General features: G+C 58.5%; 19 protein-coding genes. 11 read left to right on the top strand and 8 right to left on the bottom strand.

Features of this window, described 5'->3' with window-relative positions:
* Nucleotides 1-537 precede the first annotated feature (537 nt).
* Nucleotides 538-732 (bottom strand): hypothetical protein, encoded by a 195-nt coding sequence (locus IEX01_RS07135; RefSeq protein ID WP_024557546.1) that lies wholly within the window; start codon nucleotides 730-732, stop codon nucleotides 538-540.
* Nucleotides 733-1113: 381 nt separating this feature from the next.
* Between IEX01_RS07135 and IEX01_RS07130 the strand changes: the two genes are divergently transcribed.
* The 3 genes from IEX01_RS07130 to IEX01_RS07120 all read left to right on the top strand — a co-directional run bounded on the left by IEX01_RS07130 (nucleotide 1114) and on the right by IEX01_RS07120 (nucleotide 3323).
* The gene (locus tag IEX01_RS07130) at nucleotides 1114-1452 is read left to right on the top strand and encodes an FxLYD domain-containing protein (protein ID WP_188723554.1); all 339 of its coding nucleotides are present in this window, start codon (nucleotides 1114-1116) and stop codon (nucleotides 1450-1452) included.
* A 123-nt stretch (nucleotides 1453-1575) separates the two neighbouring features.
* Nucleotides 1576-1776 carry a hypothetical protein gene (locus IEX01_RS07125; protein WP_188723553.1) on the top strand — a complete coding sequence of 67 codons (201 nt, stop codon included), beginning with the start codon at nucleotides 1576-1578 and terminating at the stop codon, nucleotides 1774-1776.
* A 191-nt stretch (nucleotides 1777-1967) separates the two neighbouring features.
* Nucleotides 1968-3323, top strand: coding sequence for an esterase-like activity of phytase family protein (locus IEX01_RS07120; RefSeq protein ID WP_188723552.1), 1356 nt, complete (start codon nucleotides 1968-1970; stop codon nucleotides 3321-3323).
* 86 nt (nucleotides 3324-3409) lie between these two features.
* On the opposite strand, the gene IEX01_RS07115 is transcribed toward IEX01_RS07120, so the two are convergent.
* Nucleotides 3410-4231, bottom strand: coding sequence for a GNAT family N-acetyltransferase (locus tag IEX01_RS07115; protein ID WP_188723551.1), 822 nt, complete (start codon nucleotides 4229-4231; stop codon nucleotides 3410-3412).
* Nucleotides 4232-4352: 121 nt separating this feature from the next.
* Nucleotides 4353-5888: a methyl-accepting chemotaxis protein gene (locus IEX01_RS07110; RefSeq protein WP_024557551.1), complete on the bottom strand. Its 1536-nt coding sequence runs from the start codon at nucleotides 5886-5888 to the stop codon at nucleotides 4353-4355.
* Between the two features lie 232 nt (nucleotides 5889-6120).
* On the opposite strand from IEX01_RS07110, the gene IEX01_RS07105 reads away from it, so the two are divergent.
* Nucleotides 6121-7191 (top strand): sugar phosphate isomerase/epimerase family protein, encoded by a 1071-nt coding sequence (locus tag IEX01_RS07105; protein WP_188723550.1) that lies wholly within the window; start codon nucleotides 6121-6123, stop codon nucleotides 7189-7191.
* 48 nt (nucleotides 7192-7239) lie between these two features.
* On the opposite strand, the gene IEX01_RS07100 is transcribed toward IEX01_RS07105, so the two are convergent.
* A complete protein-coding gene (locus IEX01_RS07100) occupies nucleotides 7240-7797 on the bottom strand; it encodes an anti-virulence regulator CigR family protein (RefSeq protein ID WP_188723549.1) in 558 nt (185 codons plus the stop codon).
* Between the two features lie 192 nt (nucleotides 7798-7989).
* Here IEX01_RS07100 and IEX01_RS07095 point away from each other — a divergent pair, with 192 nt between their 5' ends.
* Together IEX01_RS07095 and copM are read left to right on the top strand one after the other, a co-directional pair.
* Nucleotides 7990-8766: an alpha/beta fold hydrolase gene (locus IEX01_RS07095; protein WP_188723548.1), complete on the top strand. Its 777-nt coding sequence runs from the start codon at nucleotides 7990-7992 to the stop codon at nucleotides 8764-8766.
* Nucleotides 8767-9031: 265 nt separating this feature from the next.
* Nucleotides 9032-9382, top strand: coding sequence for a CopM family metallochaperone (copM, locus tag IEX01_RS07090; protein WP_024557555.1), 351 nt, complete (start codon nucleotides 9032-9034; stop codon nucleotides 9380-9382).
* Nucleotides 9383-9542: 160 nt separating this feature from the next.
* On the opposite strand, the gene IEX01_RS07085 is transcribed toward copM, so the two are convergent.
* The 4 genes from IEX01_RS07085 to IEX01_RS07070 all read right to left on the bottom strand — a co-directional run bounded on the left by IEX01_RS07085 (nucleotide 9543) and on the right by IEX01_RS07070 (nucleotide 17672).
* On the bottom strand, nucleotides 9543-11006 hold the full coding sequence (locus IEX01_RS07085) for an aldehyde dehydrogenase (RefSeq protein ID WP_188723547.1): 1464 nt from the start codon (nucleotides 11004-11006) through the stop codon (nucleotides 9543-9545).
* 144 nt (nucleotides 11007-11150) lie between these two features.
* Nucleotides 11151-13298 (bottom strand): virulence factor SrfC family protein, encoded by a 2148-nt coding sequence (locus IEX01_RS07080; protein WP_188723546.1) that lies wholly within the window; start codon nucleotides 13296-13298, stop codon nucleotides 11151-11153.
* On the bottom strand, nucleotides 13295-16282 hold the full coding sequence (locus IEX01_RS07075) for a virulence factor SrfB (protein ID WP_188723545.1): 2988 nt from the start codon (nucleotides 16280-16282) through the stop codon (nucleotides 13295-13297). Before IEX01_RS07075 ends, IEX01_RS07080 begins: the two co-directional genes overlap by 4 nt.
* Nucleotides 16283-16286: 4 nt before the next feature.
* Nucleotides 16287-17672, bottom strand: coding sequence for an SrfA family protein (locus IEX01_RS07070; RefSeq protein ID WP_188723544.1), 1386 nt, complete (start codon nucleotides 17670-17672; stop codon nucleotides 16287-16289).
* Nucleotides 17673-17998: 326 nt separating this feature from the next.
* On the opposite strand from IEX01_RS07070, the gene IEX01_RS07065 reads away from it, so the two are divergent.
* The 5 genes from IEX01_RS07065 (at nucleotide 17999) to IEX01_RS07045 (ending at nucleotide 21682) form a co-directional block, all read left to right on the top strand.
* The gene (locus IEX01_RS07065; protein WP_188723543.1) at nucleotides 17999-19597 is read left to right on the top strand and encodes an ABC transporter substrate-binding protein; all 1599 of its coding nucleotides are present in this window, start codon (nucleotides 17999-18001) and stop codon (nucleotides 19595-19597) included.
* Between the two features lie 45 nt (nucleotides 19598-19642).
* Nucleotides 19643-19888: a DUF2526 family protein gene (locus IEX01_RS07060; protein WP_048887532.1), complete on the top strand. Its 246-nt coding sequence runs from the start codon at nucleotides 19643-19645 to the stop codon at nucleotides 19886-19888.
* 10 nt (nucleotides 19889-19898) lie between these two features.
* Nucleotides 19899-20774 carry an NAD(P)-dependent oxidoreductase gene (locus IEX01_RS07055; protein ID WP_188723542.1) on the top strand — a complete coding sequence of 292 codons (876 nt, stop codon included), beginning with the start codon at nucleotides 19899-19901 and terminating at the stop codon, nucleotides 20772-20774.
* Between the two features lie 184 nt (nucleotides 20775-20958).
* Complete coding sequence (locus IEX01_RS07050) at nucleotides 20959-21501, top strand: hypothetical protein (protein ID WP_125454202.1); 543 nt, start codon at nucleotides 20959-20961, stop codon at nucleotides 21499-21501.
* On the top strand, nucleotides 21467-21682 hold the full coding sequence (locus IEX01_RS07045; protein ID WP_024557563.1) for a hypothetical protein: 216 nt from the start codon (nucleotides 21467-21469) through the stop codon (nucleotides 21680-21682). The genes IEX01_RS07050 and IEX01_RS07045 overlap by 35 nt, the downstream gene beginning before the upstream one ends.
* Nucleotides 21683-21725 lie beyond the last annotated feature (43 nt).

The following is a 21725-nucleotide window of genomic DNA, read 5'->3' as shown; positions in this document are numbered from 1 at the left end:
ATGTTGATTTTTTAAACCAATTTTTTTTGCCGCTGCGAAGAGTAGGTTCTTAATGGTTTAAAAAATAAGCGGTGAGTCTGTCAATACGCCGAAAGTAGAGAACAGCGCGCGTGTCGCTCAGACACAGCTTTTTACCGAACCGGTGGCGCGGTGAAAAATTAACCTGTTTCATTGTTGGCGGCAGGCGCTGGAAAAAGAAACCTCTGAAGGTAGAAATCCAGGCACCTTCAGAGGCGATGCAAGGCATCATTCGTTACCTGTGACCAACGTCACGGAGCAAAAATGTAGATAAAGGTGTGAAGGTTCTCAAGGCGACAGGTTTAACATTTTGTGTGGTAATACATGTGGTTAAAATACGCCTCGGCCCTGGCACGCTGCGTTCTCTGCGCATTGTCTTTTTTTTAAGCGAAATATTCATGGCGAGACAGCAACAGTAAAAAATAAACGTCAGAGCGGGTTATTCATCAACCATGAAAAGTGACCAGGGGCGATAAACGAAACCGGGTAGCTTACGCTACCCGGCTGAGCTTTATTCCCTTAATGCTGACTTGCTAAATAGCTGAGGTAGAACTGATAACGTTTAACGAACCATACTCTACTGTCGCTATCCATATTTCCTGTGATGGTATCTATATCGAACTGCCTACCGTGAACGCACATTTGAGCAAAACTGCGTGCCAGAAAATCAAAATTACCAGATAACATAATGCTTTGTTGTTCAACAGACTGCATCAATTCCTCCTTCATCAGTGGGTGGGGATAAAGAGGAAAGGGATCATTATAAAAAGTATTATTCAAAAGCGTTGAAACAGCCAATTCTATAATGGCTCACTTTTCAGTATGTAATAACGAAACGAAAAAGAAAAAGAGGCGATAATATTATTTTCTGCCGCCGTTATCGCTTCGATTATTTTTTAAGCGGCGGTGCAAATTTTATGCTTAGCGCCGCAGACTGTCAGAAGGCGCAACGCGCATCATCTACACATCTGCTTACCTTTTAACGACATAACAGGTTAAAAGCCATGCAGTTAATCGGTTAGGATGCTAACTATGTTAGTCACGACGCGCCTGTCAGCCTCGCTGGCTATGGCGCACTATCTTCTTTGAGTTGCGATGAAACCTCTGTTATTCCTTATCCTGCTTGCGCTTACCTTCTCCTGGGGCATTGCCCGTGCTGGTGATAAGCGGATTTTGATATCCGATCTCCATTTTGTAAAAACAGTCAAAGGGCATATGCGCATTGAGGGACTGGTCAAAAACCTGACCAACCATCCGCTGCGCCAGGTTTATGTCGCGTTCAACCTACTAAAAAACGGCATGGTGGTAGGGTACAGCACCGATATAGTCTTTAACCTGCAACCGAAGCAGGAGTGGCTTATCAACGCGCGCTGCCATACGCGTATTGTCAAACCAGACCATTTCCGCCTGGCGGAGCTTTCCGCTATTCCTTAACGCCTTCAGGACGTTGAAGGCGATCGCACCGACGCGTTGTTTTATCCTTGCGCGCCGCATGCCGGCATCGTAATGCAAAAAAATACTCTACCCTTTGAGTAAACACGACTTAAAGGAGGATGTATGTCACTGTCGATCGATAAAAAGCAACAGCCGGAAGGGGAATATGTCTATACCGCCACCTGCCGCGAGCAAACTTACCACTTCACCGTCACCGGCAAAGGGGAAACCGCCACCGAGGCGGACCAGAATCTGCTGCGCGCGCTGGAGGAAATGAAACAGCGGCTGGATGAAGTCGCCCAGACCGGCAAACTCTCCGCCTGAATCTCTTCTGCCGCCTGCCGGGTCTGCGGCAGGCCACCTTTAATTAGTTACAACATACTTTTAAATACGCATTCATCCTTAACCTCACCCTTAGCGTATGCCTGGTCTGGCAGCATCGGCAGGCCCGTTGTCATTAATCTGTCACAGCGGCTCTTTATAACAGGGGCATCTTTAAAATGGACGCTATGCTGATGAAAAATAAACCTCTTGCTCTCCTGCTTGCTTCACTTTTTTCGATAACCGCCAGGGCCGCCGAGCCGGACGTGCATCGTTACGTTGTCACTTTCCCGCAGGGCGATCGCGTGGCTTACCAGGGCGACTACGCCAGCGCTTTCCCGGATGGGCTGCCTGTTGGCGTCGGCTCTGGCCTGCAGTTTCTGCGTAAAGAGGGCGACACGCTGGTTTTCGCGACCGTCACCGACCGCGGCCCGAACGCCGATTCGCCGAAAGCCGGTAAGCGTGAATCAAAAATTTTCGCAAGCCCCGGTTACGCGCCGCAGTTGATGACTCTGCGCGTGAGCGGCGATAAAGCAGAGGCGGTAGCGGCAAAACCGCTGCACGACGCGCAAGGGAATATCACGGGTCTGCCGCTGCCTGAAGGGCTGATTGGCGCCACTAACGAGCTTGCGCTTAACGACGCGCTGCAACCGCTGCCAGGCGACCGCCGGGGTCTTGATACCGAGGGTATTACCCCGGATGGCAAGGGCGGCTACTGGCTGTGCGACGAATATGGGCCGTTTATCATTCATGTCGACGCTAACGGCAAGATCCTTGAAAAGCATGGGCCGCAGGCGGAACAGGGTGAACAGGCTGTCGCGGGCGGCCTGCCGAACATCGTCAAATGGCGCCAGCCCAACCGCGGTTTCGAGGGGCTGACGCGTATGCCCGATGGCCGCATCATCGCGGCGGTGCAGAGCACGCTGGATATCGACGGTAAAACCAAAAACAGCGCGCGTTTTACCCGGCTGGTGAGCTTCGACCCGGCGAGCGGTAAAACGGCGATGTACGGTTATCCGATTGATATCGACCGCTACAAAAAAGCGAAAGACGCCAAAATCGGCGATATCGTGGCGCTGGATAACCACCGTTTGCTGTTGATTGAGCAGGGCGGCGATAAAAACAACGCCATGCGCAATCTGGTTTACGTCGTGGATTTACGCGACGCGACTGACCTCAGCCGCTTCGATAAAGAACAGCCGCCGGAGTTTAACGACGCCAGCAGCCTCAACGCGCGCGGCATTACGCTTGCGAGTAAATCGCTGCTGGTGGATTTGCGCAAGCTCGGCTGGCAGCAAGAAAAGGCGGAAGGGTTGACGATTGTCGATAAGCACACCATCGCGGTGATTAATGACAACGACTTCGGCCTGCAGGCTACGCTTGAAAAACCGCAAGGCGACAAGCAGGAGGCCGATGATTACCAGGTTGACGGTAAAGGCCACCTGACGCTCGACGGCAAAAGCGTGGCCACCCGCATCGGCATCAAACCGCTGGAAAAACCGCAATCAGAAAACGATCTGTGGGTGATTAAGCTCGATAAGCCGTTGTGATCGTATTTTCTCAGCCGGCTTAAGCCCGGCGCTAGAGGGCGGGTAGCGCAGCGCCACCCGCCAGTTCCAGCCGATGACAACGCAGGCTACAAGGTCTGGCGCAGCTGATACTGCTGGATATTTTGCTCGCGCCAGCCGTTGCGCTCAAACAGGCCGCTGAGCTCGTCCGGCACCGCGCAGGGGGCGATAATGCCAGGAAAAGCGGCGGCAAGCTGCGCCAGCAGGCGCGAAGCATAGCCCTGACCGCGCGCCTCAGGCGTAACATACAATGCCCGCAGCTGCGGCTCTTTGAAAAGCGTATTCACAATGGCGAACGCGTTATCCTCCAGCGCCACGCCTACGCCGGGTAGCGCCAGCGCGGTCAGCGGATGAATAAGCCAGGGCAGGGCGTGCGGCTCCCCCATCATCATTCCGGCGACCCTTTCCGGGTCGAACGGCTGTAGCGTAAGGCTTGCCGTTTGTTCAGCCGCGCCAACGCTTGTGAAAGACCGCAGACGATATTCCCTGGTAAAGCCCACGCTTTCATAAAGCCGCTGCGCCGGATCGTTGCCCTTGATAACCTCGACAATCATCTCGTTATCGCCGCGCGCACGCGCCTCAGCAAGCAGGCTCTGCATCATCGCCTTGCCGTAGCCGTTGCCGCGCCATTGCGGACAAATAGCGAACACTGCCAGGCGGGAGCGCCAGCCGCGACGCGTAATCAGCGCCAGCGCAATGGGCGTTTCGCCCTCAAACCAGATGCGGCTATCGGCAAGCGAAAGCGATTCAGCGGCGAAGCGCGAGGCGAACATCTCGCCATCCAGCGTAAACGGGACAAGATAGCCTTCAAAGCAGCGGTTGAGGATCGTCGCAAGCTCATGGCTGTTGAAATGGGTGGCGTCAGAAACGCGCAATTTCTGAAGGGTCATGGTGGCTCCTTTCGCGGCGGGAAAGGGCATCATAGCATGGCAACAACGTGAGGAAAGGCGAGGTAAGCCCCTGAAATCTGGTGGGGAGGTGCGGACAGGCCAAGCCTGTCCGCCTGGGTTGTTAAAGCTTAAACACCGCGACCGACGTGTTCAGCAGTTGCGACTGCTCCTTAAGGGAATGCGCGGCGGCGGAAGCTTCTTCCACCAGCGCGGCGTTTTGCTGCGTGACCGAATCCATCTGCGCTACCGCCAGGTTAATCTGCTCAATACCGCGGCTCTGCTCGCTGGTAGAAAGGGCAATTTCCGACATCAGCTCTGAAACATGCTTAATGGAATTAATGATGCCTTTCATGCTCTCGCCAGCGCGGCTTACCAGCGTGCTGCCCTGGTTTACCTGTTCGCCCGACAGCTCGATAAGCTCTTTAATCTCCTTCGCCGCGACCGACGAGCGCTGGGCAAGGTTGCGCACTTCGCTTGCCACAACGGCGAAACCGCGACCCTGCTCGCCCGCGCGCGCCGCTTCCACCGCGGCGTTAAGCGCCAGAATGTTGGTCTGGAAGGCGATGTCTTCGATAATGCCGATGATGTTTTCAATCTTACCGGCGCTGGATTCGATTTTGCCCATTGAGGAGATAACCTCTTCGACAATGGCGTTACCTTCCTGCGCTGCGTTGCGCATGGTGCCGGCGAGGCTGTTCGCTTCGTGGGCGTTGCTTGAGGTCTGCTTCACGGTTGCGGTTAACTGCTCCATGCTGGCCGCCGTTTCGCCAAGGGAAGCGGCCTGCTCCTCGGTGCGTGCGGAAAGATCGGTGTTGCCCGCCGCAATCTCTTCGGAGGCGAACGCCACGGTCTGGCTCGATTCGCGCACCTGGCCGATTATCTGCGTCAGCGACAGGCGCATGTTTTCCAGCGCGCGCAGCATTTCGCCGATTTCATCTTTGGTCTTCGAGAGCACCGGGGTATGCAGATCGCCTGCCGCCATTTCGAGGCAGTGGGCGCGGGCGGCATCCAGCGGCTTCAGCACGCGGCGCTTCAGCAAGGCAAAAATCACGGCGATCAGCCCGAGGAACAACAGCGAGAAGAAGCCTATCAGCATCAGGCCGGTAACGAAGCTCGCCTGCACGTCTTCATTCTGTTTATGGGCATAATCTTCACGGAACGCCAGAAGCTGGTCGAGGGAGACCTCAAACTGGCGGTCCAGCTGCGGCAACGTGTTGGTCACCAGCTGAACGTAGCTCGTGTTGTCGTTGCGCGCCACCGCGTCCAGCAGCGGACGCAGCCCCTGATCGCGGTAAGTCTGCCAGTTGCGGCGATAACTCTCTACGAGCGTCGCTTCGCCAGCTTGCTTAGGCGCAGAGAGATATTTGTTAAAAGCGCCGTCGGCTTTACCCAAAACCTCCCGTGCACTTTCTAAAGATTGCCGGGCCTGTTGCGACTCGCCCACCGCCTGGCTACGCATTGCTTCCATAGCGCGCACGCGCAGCGTGCGGCTGTGGTTGATTGGGTCGATGACGGAAAGCACTACCCGAATCTCTTTGTTCACGCTGTCGAGCGACTGGTTGCTGCGAATAAGTGAATGAAGGTTGGATAGGGTACTGGCAAGAAAAATAATGATTAACGCGCTAAACACAATAAACGAAAAACGTCTGACTGACATGTAAGGTCCTTACCGGGGAGAGTACACGGAAACGCCGCCAGCGCCGTGCTGGCGTTAAGAGCGTTATCGGCATAAACGGCAATGAATTTAATTTAAAACAACAAATACGTTGTAAAATGTCACAGCGTCAGCAAAACAACAGGTTAACGAAATTTATAGGTTGCCCTTCAGCCTGCCGCGCGACGCCAGGCTATTCTTAAGCCTCACGCATAGCGCAACAGGAGGCAGGAAGATGAAAACGCTGCAGGGACCCTCAATTTTTCTCTCCCAGTTCATTAGCGAACGGCCGCCCTTTAACGCGCTGGAGAGCATGGCCGCCTGGGCGGCGGGGTTGGGCTATAAAGCGGTGCAATTGCCCACTCATCTGCCGCATATCTTCGATTTGAACAAGGCGGCGGAAAGCGTGGACTATTGCGCGCAGGTTCGCGAAACGTTACGCAATCTGGGCGTGCAGATAAGCGAGCTTTCCACGCATTTGCAGGGACAACTGGTGGCGGTCCACCCGGCCTATGAGCGCGCGTTTACCGGCTTTGCCCCTTCTTCGCTGCGGCTGGACAGCCATGCGCGCCAGCAATGGGCGGTCAGCGTGCTGAAAAAAGCGGCCAAAGCCTCGCAAAACCTTGGGTTAAAAGCGCACGCTACCTTTTCCGGATCGCTCGCCTGGCCTTTCTTTTATCCTTGGCCGCCGCACAATGAAGTGATGTTTGAAGAGGCGTTCGCCGAGCTGGCGGCGCGCTGGCGGCCCATCCTAGATAGCTTTGACGAGGCGGGCGTCGATCTCTGCTTTGAACTGCATCCGGGTGAAGACCTGCACGATGGGGTGACCTTTGGCCGCTTTCTTGAGCTGGTGAACCATCACCCACGCTGCAACATTCTTTACGACCCAAGCCACATGCTGTTGCAGCATATGGATTACCTTGGCTTTATCGATAGCTGGCACTCGCGTATTCGCGCTTTTCACGTTAAAGATGAGGAGTTTAACCCCTCAGCCCAGAGCGGCGTCTATGGCGGTTACCAGAACTGGCCGCAACGGCCGGGACGTTTTCGCTCATTGGGGGACGGACACGTCAATTTCAAAGGGATCTTCAGCAAGCTTGCGCAATACGACTACCCGGGTTGGGCGACGCTTGAGTGGGAATGCTGCCTGAAAGAGGGCGAAACGGGCGCACGCGAAGGCGCGAAATTTATCAGCGAACATATTATTCGCGTTTCAAAGCACAATTTTGACGACTTTGCCGTGCAGAAGCATGAGCGCGAAGCGGCGCGGGCGTTACTGGGGCTGGACAATAAAAGTGACAAATAAAAAGGGCGGGCGCGGCAGGCGCTTCCCGCCCGGTCCATAAGCAAGAAATTAATCGAATACGCCGTTAATAATGGCGGTCACCACGGCGGTGCTGAGCGCAATCAGCACCAGGTCGTCGCCCACCATTCGCCATTCGTAACCCGGGTAATAAGGCAGATCGCGCAGCATGTCGGCTGGCACCGCTTTTTTCGCAATGCCTGGCGGTAACGGCTTGCCGCGCGCCAGGTTTTTAGCGATGCCCGGCGGTAATGACTCATAGCCCGTCAGCCCATAATTCACCGCCAGCTGGCGCGCGCGGGAAGGGCTGATATCTGCGTCAACGTGATCCGGCTTGCCATAGTTTTTGCCATGGGAAGCGGCTTCTTTTCCGCTTTTGTCGTTGTCGTTGTCGTTGTCATTACCGTGGTTACCGCTATTGCCGTGGTTTCCGCTGTTACCGTGGTTTCCGCTGTTACCGTGGTTTCCGCTGTTACCGTGGTTGCCGCTGTTGCCGTGCCCACCGCCGTTGCCATTTCCATTACCCGGGTTTGCCAGCGCCGGAGCGGAAGCCATCGCCATGCAGCTTGCCAGCAGTGCTGCTACTGAAACCAGTTTTCTTGCTTTCATAAGGTGATCCTTACTTTTCTGGGGTATTCGAGCCTATTTCAGCACAACGGCAGCATGATGCCATTTCCTTTAATCTGGATTTCTTTACGCCGCTGCGTTTTCTGGAGATACCGCGCAAAAACAAGGCCCGCGCTGGCCTTATGCCAGTAAAAGCTGTATATATAATCAGTATTTAGAGCGAGGAGCGCACAGATGAAAACCTTTTATTCACGTCATGCTGGCTGTTTTGTTCGTTATCACGATTTCCCGGGCGACGGCGAGCCGTTGCTGATGGTGCACGGCCTGGGCTGCGCTTCATCTTATGACTATCCGCGCGTGGTTATTGACCCGGCTTTCGGCGGACGGCGCGCTGTGCTGATTGATTTGCCTGGCAGCGGCTACAGCGAAAAGCCGCGCCATTACGCGTACGGCACCAGCGACCAGGCACAGGTGGTGATGGAGCTGGCGCAGACGCTGAACCTGAGCGCCTTCTGGCTGTATGGTCACAGCATGGGCGGCAGCATCGCCATTGAGGCTGCGCAACAGGCGGGAGAGCGCCTGCTGGGGCTGGCGGTTTCCGAGCCGAATTTCCACCCGGGCGGCGGGCAGTTCAGCCGCATTATCGCGGCTTACAGTGAAGAGCAGTTCATGCATGAAGAATACCCGCGCATGATTGAGCAATATCCGCGTCTGCCCGAAGAGGAAGAGGCCGCCTGGGCCGGAAGCCTGCTTAGCAACGCGCCGTGGGCGATGTGGCGAGGCGCAACCGCGTTAGTGAAGGGCAGCAGCGTTGACTGGTATCACGCCTTTCTGTCGCTCAATAAGCCGAAACAGCTCATCTTTGGCGAACGGTCGCTGCCTGATGATGATTTTTCCTCGCTTGCCGCCGCGGGCGTGTCGACTGCGGTCATTCCTGCAGCCGGGCACTCGATGTCATGGGAAAACCCGTCGGCGCTGGCAAAAGCGCTACAGGGGTTTTGTCAGCCGTAGCGCAGGACGGCTATCGCTTGCGAGCGGCACACTATGCGGGCAAGCGAAGTTATCAACTACATTATTAAAATGCCGCTCCCGCAGAGAAAGAGAGCATAACAGGAACGTTGTTTATGGCAGATTCAGGCTAAGCGAGACCTGACAGTAAACCTTTTTGACAGGGTCCCGGTAATGCGCCGACGCTGTTTTTCAGGCTACCGTAATCAGGTTGATAAATCGGCCCAGGAAACGTTAAAGAGCAGCCACTTATCCCGAGGTGATGCACATGAAAAAGCCGCAACTCATTCTGACCTTATTATTACTGGCCATGCCAGCCGCCGTAATGGCTCAGCATCCGAACTCACCCATGACGCATGACATGAATATGTCAGCTGCCGCAAAAGAAAATATGGCGGCAATGCAAAAGATGCATAGCGACATGATGAACGCGATGAAGGAATCCGATGCGGATAAAATGTTTGCCAGATCGATGTTAGAGCACCATAAAGGTGCGATAGCCATGGCCGAGACGGAACTCAAATACGGTAAAGACCCGGAAATGAAAAAAATGGCGCAGGATATTATCAAAGCGCAGAAAGCGGAGATAGAACATCTCGAAACCTGGCTGAAAAAATAACAGTCCCGGCTTTTTTACTTACAGACGGCTACCTGTGCTGGCGCGGCTTTTGTGAACCGCTTCGCTTCCCGGTGCGCCGCCGCGCGTCCTTTCAGGAGACGTGTGGCGGCGCACCGGGAACATGATGAGGTGGGATATAACCGCCAGCTTTGGGAATGCGTCAGAAGGGCAAAGGGCGCGGCGCGGTTTGCATCGTTATCCAGCGCAATTCGGTGAACTCACGCACTCCCGCGAGGCCGCCAAAATGTCCATAGCCGGAATCTTTTACGCCGCCAAAAGGCATCTGCGCTTCGTCATGCACCGTTGGCCCGTTAATATGACAAATGCCGCTTTGCAGCCGCTGCGCCACCCGCCAGGCGCGCGCGGTATCCTGGCTAAAGACGGCGCTGGAAAGGCCAAACTCGCTGTCGTTAGCCACGCCTATCGCTTCTTCTTCATCGCGAACGCGAACGATGGCTTTTACCGGTCCGAACGACTCTTCATGGTAAATGCGCATAGACGACGTGACATTATCCAGCACCGTCGCGGGCATCAGCGTCGTTTCCGCTTTGCCGCCAGCCAGCAGCACCGCGCCTTTCGCCAGCGCATCGTCTATCAGCGCGTTGCAGCGCGATACCGTCTGCCTGTCCACCACTGAGCCAAGGACGGCAGGCCCGTTGCGCGGGTCGCCGCAGGGCAGCGAGGCCGCTTTTGCCGCAAACTGCGCTGCAAACGCGTCGGCTATGCGCGCATCCACCACAATACGCTCGGTGGACATGCAGATCTGCCCGGAGTTCGCGAATGCGCCAAAAGCGGCGCAGTTAACAGCGAGCGTGATATCGGCGTCGTCCAGCACCAGCAACGGCGCTTTGCCGCCGAGTTCCAGCACCACCGGCTTGAGGTGGCGGGCGCAGGTTTCAGCGATGATCCGGCCGACCCGCGTCGAGCCGGTGAAGTTGACGCGCCGCACGGCCGGGTGAGCGATAACGGCCTCCGTTACCGCCGCCGCCTCTTCCGGCGCGCTGGTAATGAAATTGACCACGCCGGGCGCAAAACCCGCTTCATGCAGCGCCTCGATAATGAGTCCGTGCGTCGCCGGAGAGAGTTCGCTGCCTTTAAGGATAACGGTGTTGCCACAGGCGAGCGGCGTGGCGATGGCGCGCACGCCGAGAATAATCGGCGCGTTCCAGGGCGCCATGCCAAAAACCACGCCCGCCGGCTGGCGCACCGCCATGGCGAGGCTGCCCGGCACGTCGGAAGGGATCACTTCGCCTGTAATTTGCGTAGTGAGCGCCGCCGCTTCGCGCAGCAGGCCTGCGGCAAGATGTACGTTGAACCCCGCCCACTGCGCCGACGCCCCGGTTTCCGCCGCCATAGCGGCGACGAACTGCGACTCCTGCGCTTCAAGCCGCTCAGCCGCCTTCAGCAGCAGCGCCCGGCGAACGCCCGGACCGGTGTCACGCCAGCGCACAAACGCCTGCGCGGCCGCGTCCGCTGCCGCCAGCGCATCCTCCGGCGCGGCGGCTGGCGCCAGGGTCGCCGTTTGTTCATCCAACGGATTCAACCGGGTAAACGTGCGTCCGTCCGCGGCGGCGCGGCGTTCGCCGTTAATAAGCAGGGCGGGAGTTAAAGGAGCAGCAGCCATCAGACACCTCAGTTGTTATGGAAATGTAAAGCAGTGCTGAGAGTGTAAAGGGAGGAAGCGGAAAAACCAGCGGCGGGGCGGATATCGCACGCTATTTTAACGAGGTTGCGGCCGGCTCACGTTTTGCGAACCGGCCTGCGGTTTTTACTTCGCGAAGAGGTCCGCGAGGGCCTGACGATCGCGGTCGTTGACGTCCAGCGGGTGGCGATAGCCGACGTTGTCGCAGGCAAGCGTATAGAGCGCCACCAGCCAGTCGTAAACGTAGCGCGTGGCGGCGTGCACCGGCTGGTCCGCGAGGCGTGTCAGGCGCTGTCGGCTGCTGGCGACCGGGGCGAAAATCGGCGCGCCTTTATTGATGCGGCTTGCGGGGCGCTGCGCCAGCGGCGTTTCAGCGTAGCCAAGCCAGCTTATGAAATTCGCCAGCGCGGCGTGGCGCTGCGCTTCATCATTTGCCAGCGCATCGAGCTGCTCGTCAAGCTTCAGCCGGTAGCTGGCGACAGCCAGCGTTTCGCCAAGCCAGCGCAAGGTTGTCGGCTCCAGACCCAGCGCCGCCGCGTTATCCGGCTGCTGCGCCCAGTGGCGCACATGATTAACCCAGCGGCGGTGCGGGTTTTGCTCGCTTTTACTCATCTGGCGCTCAGGCGCCGGGGCGCTCGCGGTTTCATCACCAAAAAGATCTATGCTCTCGCTAAAAATCGCCTGCGTGGTTTCGATAATACCGGGCGGCGTATCGTCATCAGCGCTTTGCACACGCCCGGCAGGCAGCAGCGCTTCCAGCACATCGCCGTGGCGCGAAGCCTGGCGCTGCAGCGCGCGCACTTCCTGCTCCGCGCGGCTGCGGGCTTCCTCGCCGCTTTCTGTCCCGAGATAACGCTGAAATAGCGCCTGCGCAGAGGCCGTTAGCGCCGTTTCCAGCGCCGCATGGCGCGCCTGGCGGTTCTCATCGTCAAGCGCTGCGCCAAGCCACTCGACGAGGCGCTGCACGTTGCGGGCATCCAGCGCCTGTAACGCGCCCCAGCGAGCACCGGGTTTGCCGAGCAGCCGCTGCACGCCTTCATCCAGATGCTGACCGCCCTGGAAACGCGCGTCGAAAGGCGTTATCGCCCAGACCAGATTCGGCTGCGTCTGCGTTTGTGGCTGCGTGTCGTCCACCCAGCGACGAAGCGCGCGGGCGGCGGGAATAATCGCGGCGCGCTCAGGGGCGGCGTTGCACACCAGCAGTACGTCCGGCTGCTGGCGCTGACGGTAGCAGGTAAGCAGCCACCGCGTTTTGCAGGACGCAAGGCTGTGGTCAGGCTGGGCGCCAGGAATATCAAGCAGGTCGGTATCGTGCGGCTGCGTGGCGTCCACCAGCGGCAAGACCAGTTCGCGGGTCAGCAGGGCGAGCGTGGCGACCGGTACGCTTAGCGCAGGCTGTTGGCCGTTTGTCTCAAGCGGGCAGACCTGTACGCGCTCATCCGCGGCGCCGCCAGGCAGTAAAAATCCTTCCGCAGGCAGGGAGAACGCATCCACCAGCAGACTCAGCGGCGCGGCGACCTCTGGTGCGTTGCCAAGCAGCTCCAGCGCTTGCGCCAGGGCCAGCCACTGCTGGGTCAGCTCCTGATTTTCCCCCCACAGCAGGGCGTAAACGCGCACGCGTTCGTTAAGCGTGAGCGCCGGGAGCAGCGTCGCCAGCTGATGCCAGCTCGCTTCTGTCAGGCTCTGCTGGCGCTTCGGCGTTGTCTCGCGCCAGAAGTCAGTCAGGGCGGCGACATCATCAGCATGCACGACCGGGTGCGCCTGCGGCTGGCAAAGCGCCCGCAGCGGGGCCAGACGCTGTTGAATCTGGGCGTCAGTCAGCGTGCGCACCGCGCCGTTGGCGTAGTAGTGAGCAATAAAAATCTGCACCAGTTCGCTTTCGCTTAACAGGCGCAACCGCAGCGCAAAACGATCCGGCAAGTCGCCCTCATCGCGGGTAAAGCGGACCGCCATCGCCGTGGCGCTGTTGCCCGGGTTGATATGCGTAAGGTAATCAAGATGTTTGCCGCCGGGCGCGACGTTCAGCCGCTCCGGCTGGCTGCTGGCAAGCGTTGAGAGTAAAAACGCTTTGCCCGCGCCGCAATAGCCGTAAAGCCCCAGCGTGCGCGGCGCATCGCTGAGGTTCGAAATGGCGCTGGCCTTGCTCTCAAGCTGCTGCAGCCGTGCCAGCAGAGCATCGGCTTCGTCATCCAGCAGCGGCGCGCGATCGCGGGTGCGCTCAACCCAGTCGGTCAGGGCGCTCAGAGTGCGTGAAGTGAGGTTCTGGCGACTCATTTTAAATAAACGCTCCCGCTGTCTATCCAGTAGTGGCTGCCGCTGCTGCGGCGGTCAGCCAGCGTATTGAGTTTGAAAGTAAGCTGTTCGGTAGGTACCCGCGTGCCGTCGGAAAGCCAGGCTTCCGCCAGGCTGAAGGCTTCCGGCGCGCGGTTTTTACCGCCGCCCGCAAGCTGCAGGCGAACGTTAAGCACGCCGTCGCCAGCTATCGCTTTCGCCAGCTCCGGCGCGTTCACCGACAGGGTATAGAGCGGCGTAGCGGGCCAGCGCACATTGTCGAGCTGGCGGAAGCCGAGCGTGACGTTGCCGCGCAGCGGGAAGTGCAGGCGGGCGTCGAGCTTCTCGCCGGCGTTATCCAGGTCTATCTCGCGGTACCAGACATTTTCGTCGCTAAGCAGGTTCGCCACGCTGTCGAGCACGCCCAGGTAGCGCACGGTGGAATAGGCGCCGATATCCGCCGCCTTGAAGTTAAAGCGCGGCAGGCGTAAATCGAGCGCCAGCGCACAGAGCATCGCGCCGACGGCGGCGGTGGCTTTCGGGTTGCCCACGCGGCCATGCTGGCTGAACGGATACCATTCGTGCACTTCGTAATTATCCAGCCAGACAATACGGTTGACCGGCACCGGCTGAAGGTGGCGGACAAGCGCCTGCACGCCCGGCAGGCAGCCCGGGCGGCCAGTGACCAGTAAGACGTCGCAGGCATAGTGGGTGATAGCTTCGCAAAGCGCATGCAGCGGCGCGCAGAGGCTGAATTTGCCGCCCAGCATCGCCTCCTGCAGCTCGCTGAAGCGGATCTGCAGGGGCACGTCCAGCACCGTGAACGCCGCGGCGTCGCCCGGCAACGCGTGGCCGATGGCCTGGTGCAGATAGTTCAGCACGTTGGCGGTCGGCTTGCGGGTCAGCAACTCGCCGAGCGTGGCGTGTAGCCCCGCGAGCGGATCGTTAACATCGCTCTCCTGCCAGGCCTGCAAAATGGCGTGGCCCACCGGCATCAGTAGTTGCAACGCGGTTTGCTGGCGCAGAATCGCCTGCGTATCCATACGGCCGGAATCGCCGAACAGGGTGGACATCAGCGTCACCGCATCCGGCGCGCCCGCCTTTTGCAGGCTCTCCTGCAGAGCGGGCAGCACGCAGCGCTGAATGATATCCAGCAGCAGGTCGTCGCCCGCCACTTTAAACCCTTCACGAAACAGCAGCTCGGGCGCGATTTTGACGTTGCTGCCTACGCCGTCGTCAAGCCGGTAGTCGGTAATCGCCATGTCGGTAGTGCCGCCGCCAATGTCTATCGAGGCGACGCGAAGCTGGCGGCCCGGCTGTTCGCCGGGCGGGGTTTCGCGGTCCGGGCGGGCGAAGCTTGCGAAAAAGCGCTCGGTCTGGCCGTTGAAGCGCACCATCGCTTCGTTGTAGAGCCAGACCAGCTGGCCGCAGCTCGCCTCGTCCCAGTCCATCTGCACCAGCGGCGCGGGCACAAGGCTCTTCTGCTGGCCTTTCGGGGAGGTGAAATCGTCATCCTGCGGATGCCAGCCGAGCGCTTTCCAGACCAGCGCAATCGCCTCCTGCATGCGGCGGCGGAATATCTCGCGCTCCTGTTTCGGCATCGCCGAGGGGAGGGTGAGGATAAGCGTGCGCAGCTGGCGCGGCGAATGGGCGTTACCCATGCGCAGGCGGCTCGCCACGCTGTTAATCTGGCACAACGCCTGAGAGAGCAGCTCGCAGAGCATATGGGTCATCAGCGAACTGCGGCTGTACTGCGGCGAGAAGACCGGCAAGCGCTCGTCCGCCGGCAGCTCCCACAGCGGCTGGCCTTCGTCGTTCATCAGGTTCATCAGCGGGAACGCCGTGGCGAGGGGCTCGCGCTGGGTTTTTGGCGTCAGCAGGTTAAAGCGCCAGGCCTGCGAGGCGGGGGTTTCATCCCACAGATAGCGGCGCGGGCTGGAGATGCCGCTGCTGCCGTCGGTGCCGAGGCGCTGCATCGCCAGTTTTCGCGCTTCGTCGCCCACGCGCACGATAGAAGGCCAGGTAAAGGCGTCGTCGCGGCCGCTTTCCACGGAGAAGTGCTGTTTGCCAAAACGCGCTTCGGCAAACGACAGGCGGCTGGTGAACATCGGCTCGTTAAGAAATTGCGGTTCGCTGAGCGAGCGTACCTGCAACTCCATCGTCTGGCGCAGGCCGTCGTTCGCTTCGCCATGATCTTCGATAATGACGCCGCAGGTGTGCGTGTTGCCAACGTCCAGAATTAAATCCACCGGCACGGCCGGGGCATTGAGGGTGGCGGTAACGATTTTCAGCTCCGGCACGCTTATCTGCTCGCCAAGCATGGTCAGCAGGTTCAGCCAGTGGCCCTGATACTCAAAGCCTTTCATGGCGCGGGTCAGCGCCTCTTCGCTGCGCGCCTCGTGCAAGGTGGCGTACTGGGTAAAGGTTTCGCGCAGCCAGCCGTCAACCCACGTCTGGTCAAGAAAGTCGGCCACTTCGTCATCGCGCCAGGCGAGGGCGAAGCGGGTGCCGTTGCGCACGTCGTTTGCCACCGGCGCAAGCTGTCCCTGTTGGCTTTCGTCACTCTGGATTTGCGTATCGAATGCCAGCGTCACGCGGTGCGTATGGCCTGCGCTGTCGGGCGTTTCGAGGCGGCGGACCTGCATTCGCGCCCAGTTATCCGGCCCCTGCACGAAGGTGCGCGGCGGGTTGAAGCGCAGCACCGGCAGCGGCAGCCAGACGCCGTCCAGCGCTGCCAGCGACTGGCTAAGCGCCAGAGTGCTTTCCGGGCGCACCACTTCAGGCTGACCGCCGTTCGGCGAGGGCAGCGTAAATTTGCCGCCCGCGCTGTCGTAATCCAGGCGCAGCAGTGGGCCGTTGGCGGTTTTACGCACGAAGCGTCCGCCGTGCGGCGCATCCACAGGCGTTACGCCAAAATCTAAAAACTGCACACCGCTGTTTTCAATCAGGGTGACGCTCTGTTTGTAATCACACAGGTTTGCCAGCATAGGATCAGGCGCTCACTTTCTTAAACGTCAGGGGCAGCACGGTCTTCTCATCGTAACGGCCCGTGCACTGGGCTACATCCCGCTCGCCTGCTTTACAGGCCACTTCCGGCACCGGATAGCGGGTGCCGTCGCTGCAGCGGGCGTTGCCCCGGCTTTTGATCATCAGCGTGCCGGACTGGTGCAGCCCGGCGTAAAGCTCGGCGCGACAGCTTACGCCGCCGCGGGTAATGCGCACCGTGCCTTTATTATCGTTAAGTTCATAGCGCAGGGCGGGCGGTTTGCCGGTCACCGGATCGTTCACGTCGACGGTAACGCGCCATACGCCATTCAGAAAACGGGTTGAACCGGCTTTCACCTGGCCTGGGTCCATCACCATCAGCGCTTTCGGCGGTTCGGCGGGCGCGGCCTCAGGCTTTGCCGCTTCCTCAGGGGGCGTGATTTGCGCTTGCGCAAGCGGCAGCGCCGCGGTGGGCTGCGGCTGAACCGGCGCCGGCGTTTGCGCCGCTTTTGCGGGCGCTGGCGCATCTGCGGTTTGCACCGGCGCAGGCGCGATCTCCACGGCTTTGATATCAGCGACGGACACCGCAGGTTTCACGGCGCTATCGGTATGCAGCAGTTTCCAGCCAGCAGGCGCGCCGATGGCCAGCGCCACGGCGGCGGCAAGCGGCAGCAGCCACAACGTGCGGCGTTGACGGGCAGGCGCAGGCGCAGGCGCAGGGGCGGCAGCGGCCACTGGCGCGGGCTCAACGGCGGCAGGTTCCGCGATAAAGGGCGCAGCGGGAGCGGGTTGCGGCGCTACGGGCGCAGGGGCGACAGCCAGCAGCGGCGCGTCCGGCTCGCTTAATACAATGCGGGCCGGTTCCGGCTCCTCTTCCGGTTCCTCTGGCAGCATCACGATTTCCGGCTCGCGTTCTTCTTCCGCCAGGCAGTCGAGCACGTCGTCGCGCACGCTCTGGTTAAGGTTCACAAAGCCCCAGAAGGTAATGACTGGCTTGCCGTCGACCAGGTAAATGTGGTTCGCGGCTGGAAACTGCAAGGCTTTGGCGAGCAGCGCGCCGAATAACTGCTGCGCGGTCTTTTCCGATTGCAGGCAGCGCTGGCTCAGCGCGCGGGCGCTGGCGACAGCGCTCTCCAGCAAGCGCCGGGCGCGACGGCGCTCCTCTTCGTTTGCCGCCGCCCAGCTCATCACCTCGCCTGTCACTGGCGCATACCAGTCTACCCGGTCGCCGTCATCGTTAAGCTGCGGGATGGCGAGACACGCCTCCAGCGGCTGTTTGCGAAGGCGCAGGGTTTCACGGATTTGCAGCGCGGAGTCAAACACCGCCTGGCCGTTTTCGCCAACGCCCTGGAAGTCATCCAGAAAACCGCTGCGCAATAGAATTTTTGCCACGTCACACTCTCTGCAGAAAAACTTTTTTCACCGCTCCACTTTACCAGGGGCAAGCGCAAGCAAACGGAAAAAGAAAAGCGAAAAGGGGCGAATTCTCGGGCTATTGAACCTTAGGAATTTTCTTGACTTGTGGCGCAACCGCCTGGCGGCAAAGAGGATAATGGCGAGTTGCGAAGTTTCAGGCTGGATCTGGCGGCGTATTGAGCGAAAACGGCTAAAAATGCATAACCAGCCAGTTTTTTGTTATTTGCCAGTGGCATAAGCGTGTGTTGTGATTACCATTCATAATATTTACCTTAATAATAATTGGTGTTTTTATGGCAAAGATGACGACCACTAAGACGCTGCTCGGGCTGCTGCTCGGGGCGGCGTTGCTGCCGACCGCCGCGCAGGCGGCCTCCAGCGACACGATTATCTACTGCTCCGAAGCCTCGCCGGAATCCTTCAACCCGCAGATAGCCAGCTCTGGCCCGACTTTCGTGGCGAGTTCGCAGGTGCTCTATAACCGCCTGGTGACATTTGACCCGAAGACCAACACTCCGGTGCCTTCGCTCGCGACCGAATGGAAAGTGAGCGATGACGGCAAAGTCTGGACCTTCACCCTGCGCCAGGGAGTGAAGTTCAACAGCAATAAATACTTTAAACCAACGCGCGACTTTAATGCGGACGACGTGATTTTCTCCGTGATGCGCCAGAAAGATCCGAAGCATCCGTATCACAACGTGTCGCAGGGCAACTACGAGTATTTCAACGACGTCGGGCTCGATAAACTCATCACCGACGTGAAAAAGCTCGACGATTACCACGTGCAGTTCACCCTGAGCGAGCCGAACGCGGCATTCCTGGCTGACTGGGGCATGGATTTCGCCTCGATTCTGTCAGCCGAATATGCCGACGCGATGATGAAAAAGGGCACGCCGGAGAACGTGGATAACTGGCCCATCGGCACCGGTCCTTACGCGCTTCAGCAGTACAAGGTCGACTCCCTGATCCGCTACATCGCGAACCCTGACTACTGGGATGGCGACGTGCCGACCAAGCATCTGATTTTCTCTATTACCCCGAGCGTGGAGACCCGCCTCGCCAAACTCAAAACCAACGAGTGCCAGATAATCCCGGCGCCGAGCCCGGTGCAGTTTGCGCAGATCAACGCGGATAAAAACCTAACGCTGCACAGCGTGGAAGCGCTGAACGTCGGCTATCTTGCATTCAACACGCAGAAAAAGCCGTTCGATAACGTGCTGGTGCGCCAGGCGCTGAACTATGCGGTGGACAAGAAAGCGATAATCAACGCCGTGTTTATGGGCAGCGGCAGCGTGGCGAAATCGCCCATTCCGCCGAACATGATGGGTTTTAATAAAGATTTGCCAGAGTACGGCTATGACCCGGAAAAAGCGAAGGCGCTGCTCAAGCAGGCGGGGCTGGAGAAGGGATTTGAAACCGATCTCTGGTCGATGCCGGTGCAGCGTCCTTATAACCCTAACTCGCGCCGTATTGCTGAGATGATCCAGAACGACTGGGCGAAGGTCGGCGTGAAGGCGAAAATCGTCAGCTATGAGTGGGGCGAATACCTCTCCGGCCTGCGCAAGGGCGAACATGCCTCCGCGCTGTATGGCTGGATGTCCGACAACGGCGACCCGGATAACTTCGCCGACGTCCTGCTGAGCTGCGACAGCATTCAGAGCGGCTCCAACGCGGCGCGCTGGTGCGACAAAAAATATACCTCGCTGATTGACCAGGCTAAACGCGAGAGCGACCCCGCTGCGCGCGCTAAGCTTTATCAACAATCGCAGGAGATTTTCTGGCAGCAGGCGCAATGGATTCCGTTGGCGAACGGAAAAACCTTCTTCGCTACCCGCAACAATGTCAGCGGCTACAGCGTCAGCCTGATGGGTAGCGATTTCTCGAAAGCGAAGCTTAACTGAGGTTTACGCCGCGGCGCGAAGCCGTGGCGTGGTTAAGGAGTTCTCATGTCCCATCTGGATCAAGTAAAAAGCCGCGTCGACGCGGCGATTGGCGAGAGCGTTATCGCCCATATGAATGAACTGCTGGTCGCCCTGAGCGAAGATACGGCGCTCGGGCGCGAAGAACGCTACGAACAGCAGCAGCGGCTGCGTAACGCCATTGCTCACCACGGCCGTCAACATAAAGAGGATCGCGAGCGCGAAGCGGTGGAGCGGGTGGCGGCGTTGACCAAAGGCGGCAGCATAATTTAACGGAGGGAGCATGCATATTGCTTTTTTGGGCCTCGGCGGCATGGGCCAGCCGATGGCGAGCAATCTTTTGAACGCCGGTTATGAGGTGACGGTGTGGAACCGATCGCCTGAACCTGCGCAGAAGCTGGCGGAGCAGGGCGCGACGCTTGCGGCAAGCCCGGCGGATATCGCGTCCGCGACCGTGCTTATTACTATCCTTGCCGATGATGTCGCCACCGAACAGGTTGTTTTAGGGCAGGGCGCGCTGGCGGCCCTTGCGCGTGGCGCTATCTGGATCAACATGGCGACCGTGTCGGTCGCGTTCACCGAAGAGATGGAAAGACGCGCCCATGAAAAAGGCGTCTCTTATATCGCCGCGCCTGTGCTGGGCCGTGTTGATGTGGCGGCTGCGGGCAACCTGAATATTTTGACCGCAGGCGATGCAGCCCTGCTCGATAACGTGCAGGAGATCTTCGACGTACTGGGGCAAAAAACCTGGCGCTTCGGCGACAGGCCTGCCCAGGCGGCGACGGTTAAACTGGCGGCGAACTTTATGATAGCGAGCGCCATCGAGGCGATGGGCGAAGCGTCCGCGCTGGTGGAAGCGTATGACGTGGGCAAGGGCGATTTTCTCGGCATGCTTACCAGCACGCTGTTCGCCGCGCCGGCGTACAAAAATTATGGCGCGATGATCGCCGAAGACCGCTACTCGCCGGCGGGCTTTACCATGAAGCTTGGGTTGAAAGATGTGCGTCTCGCCCAGCAGGCGGCGGAAAGCAAAAACGTGCCGATGGGCATCGCCGGCGTGCTGCGCGACAACTACCTTGATGCGCTGGCGCACGGCGACGAAAAGCTCGACTGGGCGGCGCTGGCGACCGTCAGCGCACGGCGCAGCGGACAGCAGTAATCTTGCGCGCCCGGTTTGCGGCCGGGCGCGGTTACTTATCCTTTCGATTTTAAGCCTCCACGTTGTTTCTCTTTTATTATTCTGAATAGTTGCCTCCACTACCGATAAGCGCTTGCTCCATCTATGCCCACCTGTATCCTCGGCCAGAGAATATGAAAAGGCACTGCGGCAGGGAGGCTGTTACGTGGTTAACGCAATAAGCTGGCGGCATCCATTTAATGAAGCATTTGGCGACGGCATTGTTTTTCGACTCTTTGAAACCGCCGGAATAGCCTATGCGGTTGGATTCGAGCACATTAAGACGATGCACGAGCTTTTAACGAAGGGGGTAGATATTTATCATGCCTGCCCGGATTTCCTCTTCCCTGTGAATGGGGTATGGACCGTAATTTTTGACAGGATAGATCCGCTTACACAACAACTATACGGATATCAGCACGTTGAGCATACCGGCGTAATGGGTGGGCGAGTTTTGTTTAACGTTGCAAGCATAATTTTTGACCATTACACTGTATCCTGCGCTGCAGCCTATGTTTTTTCGGCAGCGAATGATTGTGAAAATCAACGTAAAACAGATTTAACAGAACTCTATTCCGCCTTGCTCGGTCTGGATGGACATCCTCGTAGCAGGTTATTTCAAAGGTTTGACGGCTGGTGCGCCTGGAGCGATACGGCGATAGGAGGAAGAAGTTATGTCGTCACAACAAAAAGTTATAAGTCCTTATAGCGCTTCGTCTGACTGTCTGAAACTCGAAATGGGAAGACGCCTTCAGGCAGTAGCCGGGCAAGCGTTAAAAAACAAACTCGAATCGGGTGAAGTGAAAGTCGCAAATGGGCGCGTTGACTTAGGCTCTGAACTGAAAGTTAAGCGTTCTGCTAATCTTCGGGCCAATAACGGCAAGTTATAAAGTTAGTGTAAAGCCCATGCTGGATGGGCTTTATTTTTTAGTC

The organism is Franconibacter daqui, from assembly GCF_014644275.1.
GTDB classification, from domain to species: domain Bacteria; phylum Pseudomonadota; class Gammaproteobacteria; order Enterobacterales; family Enterobacteriaceae; genus Franconibacter; species Franconibacter pulveris.
Note: the sequence above shows the minus strand (reverse complement) of the source record. Positions and strands in the feature narration are given on the sequence as shown.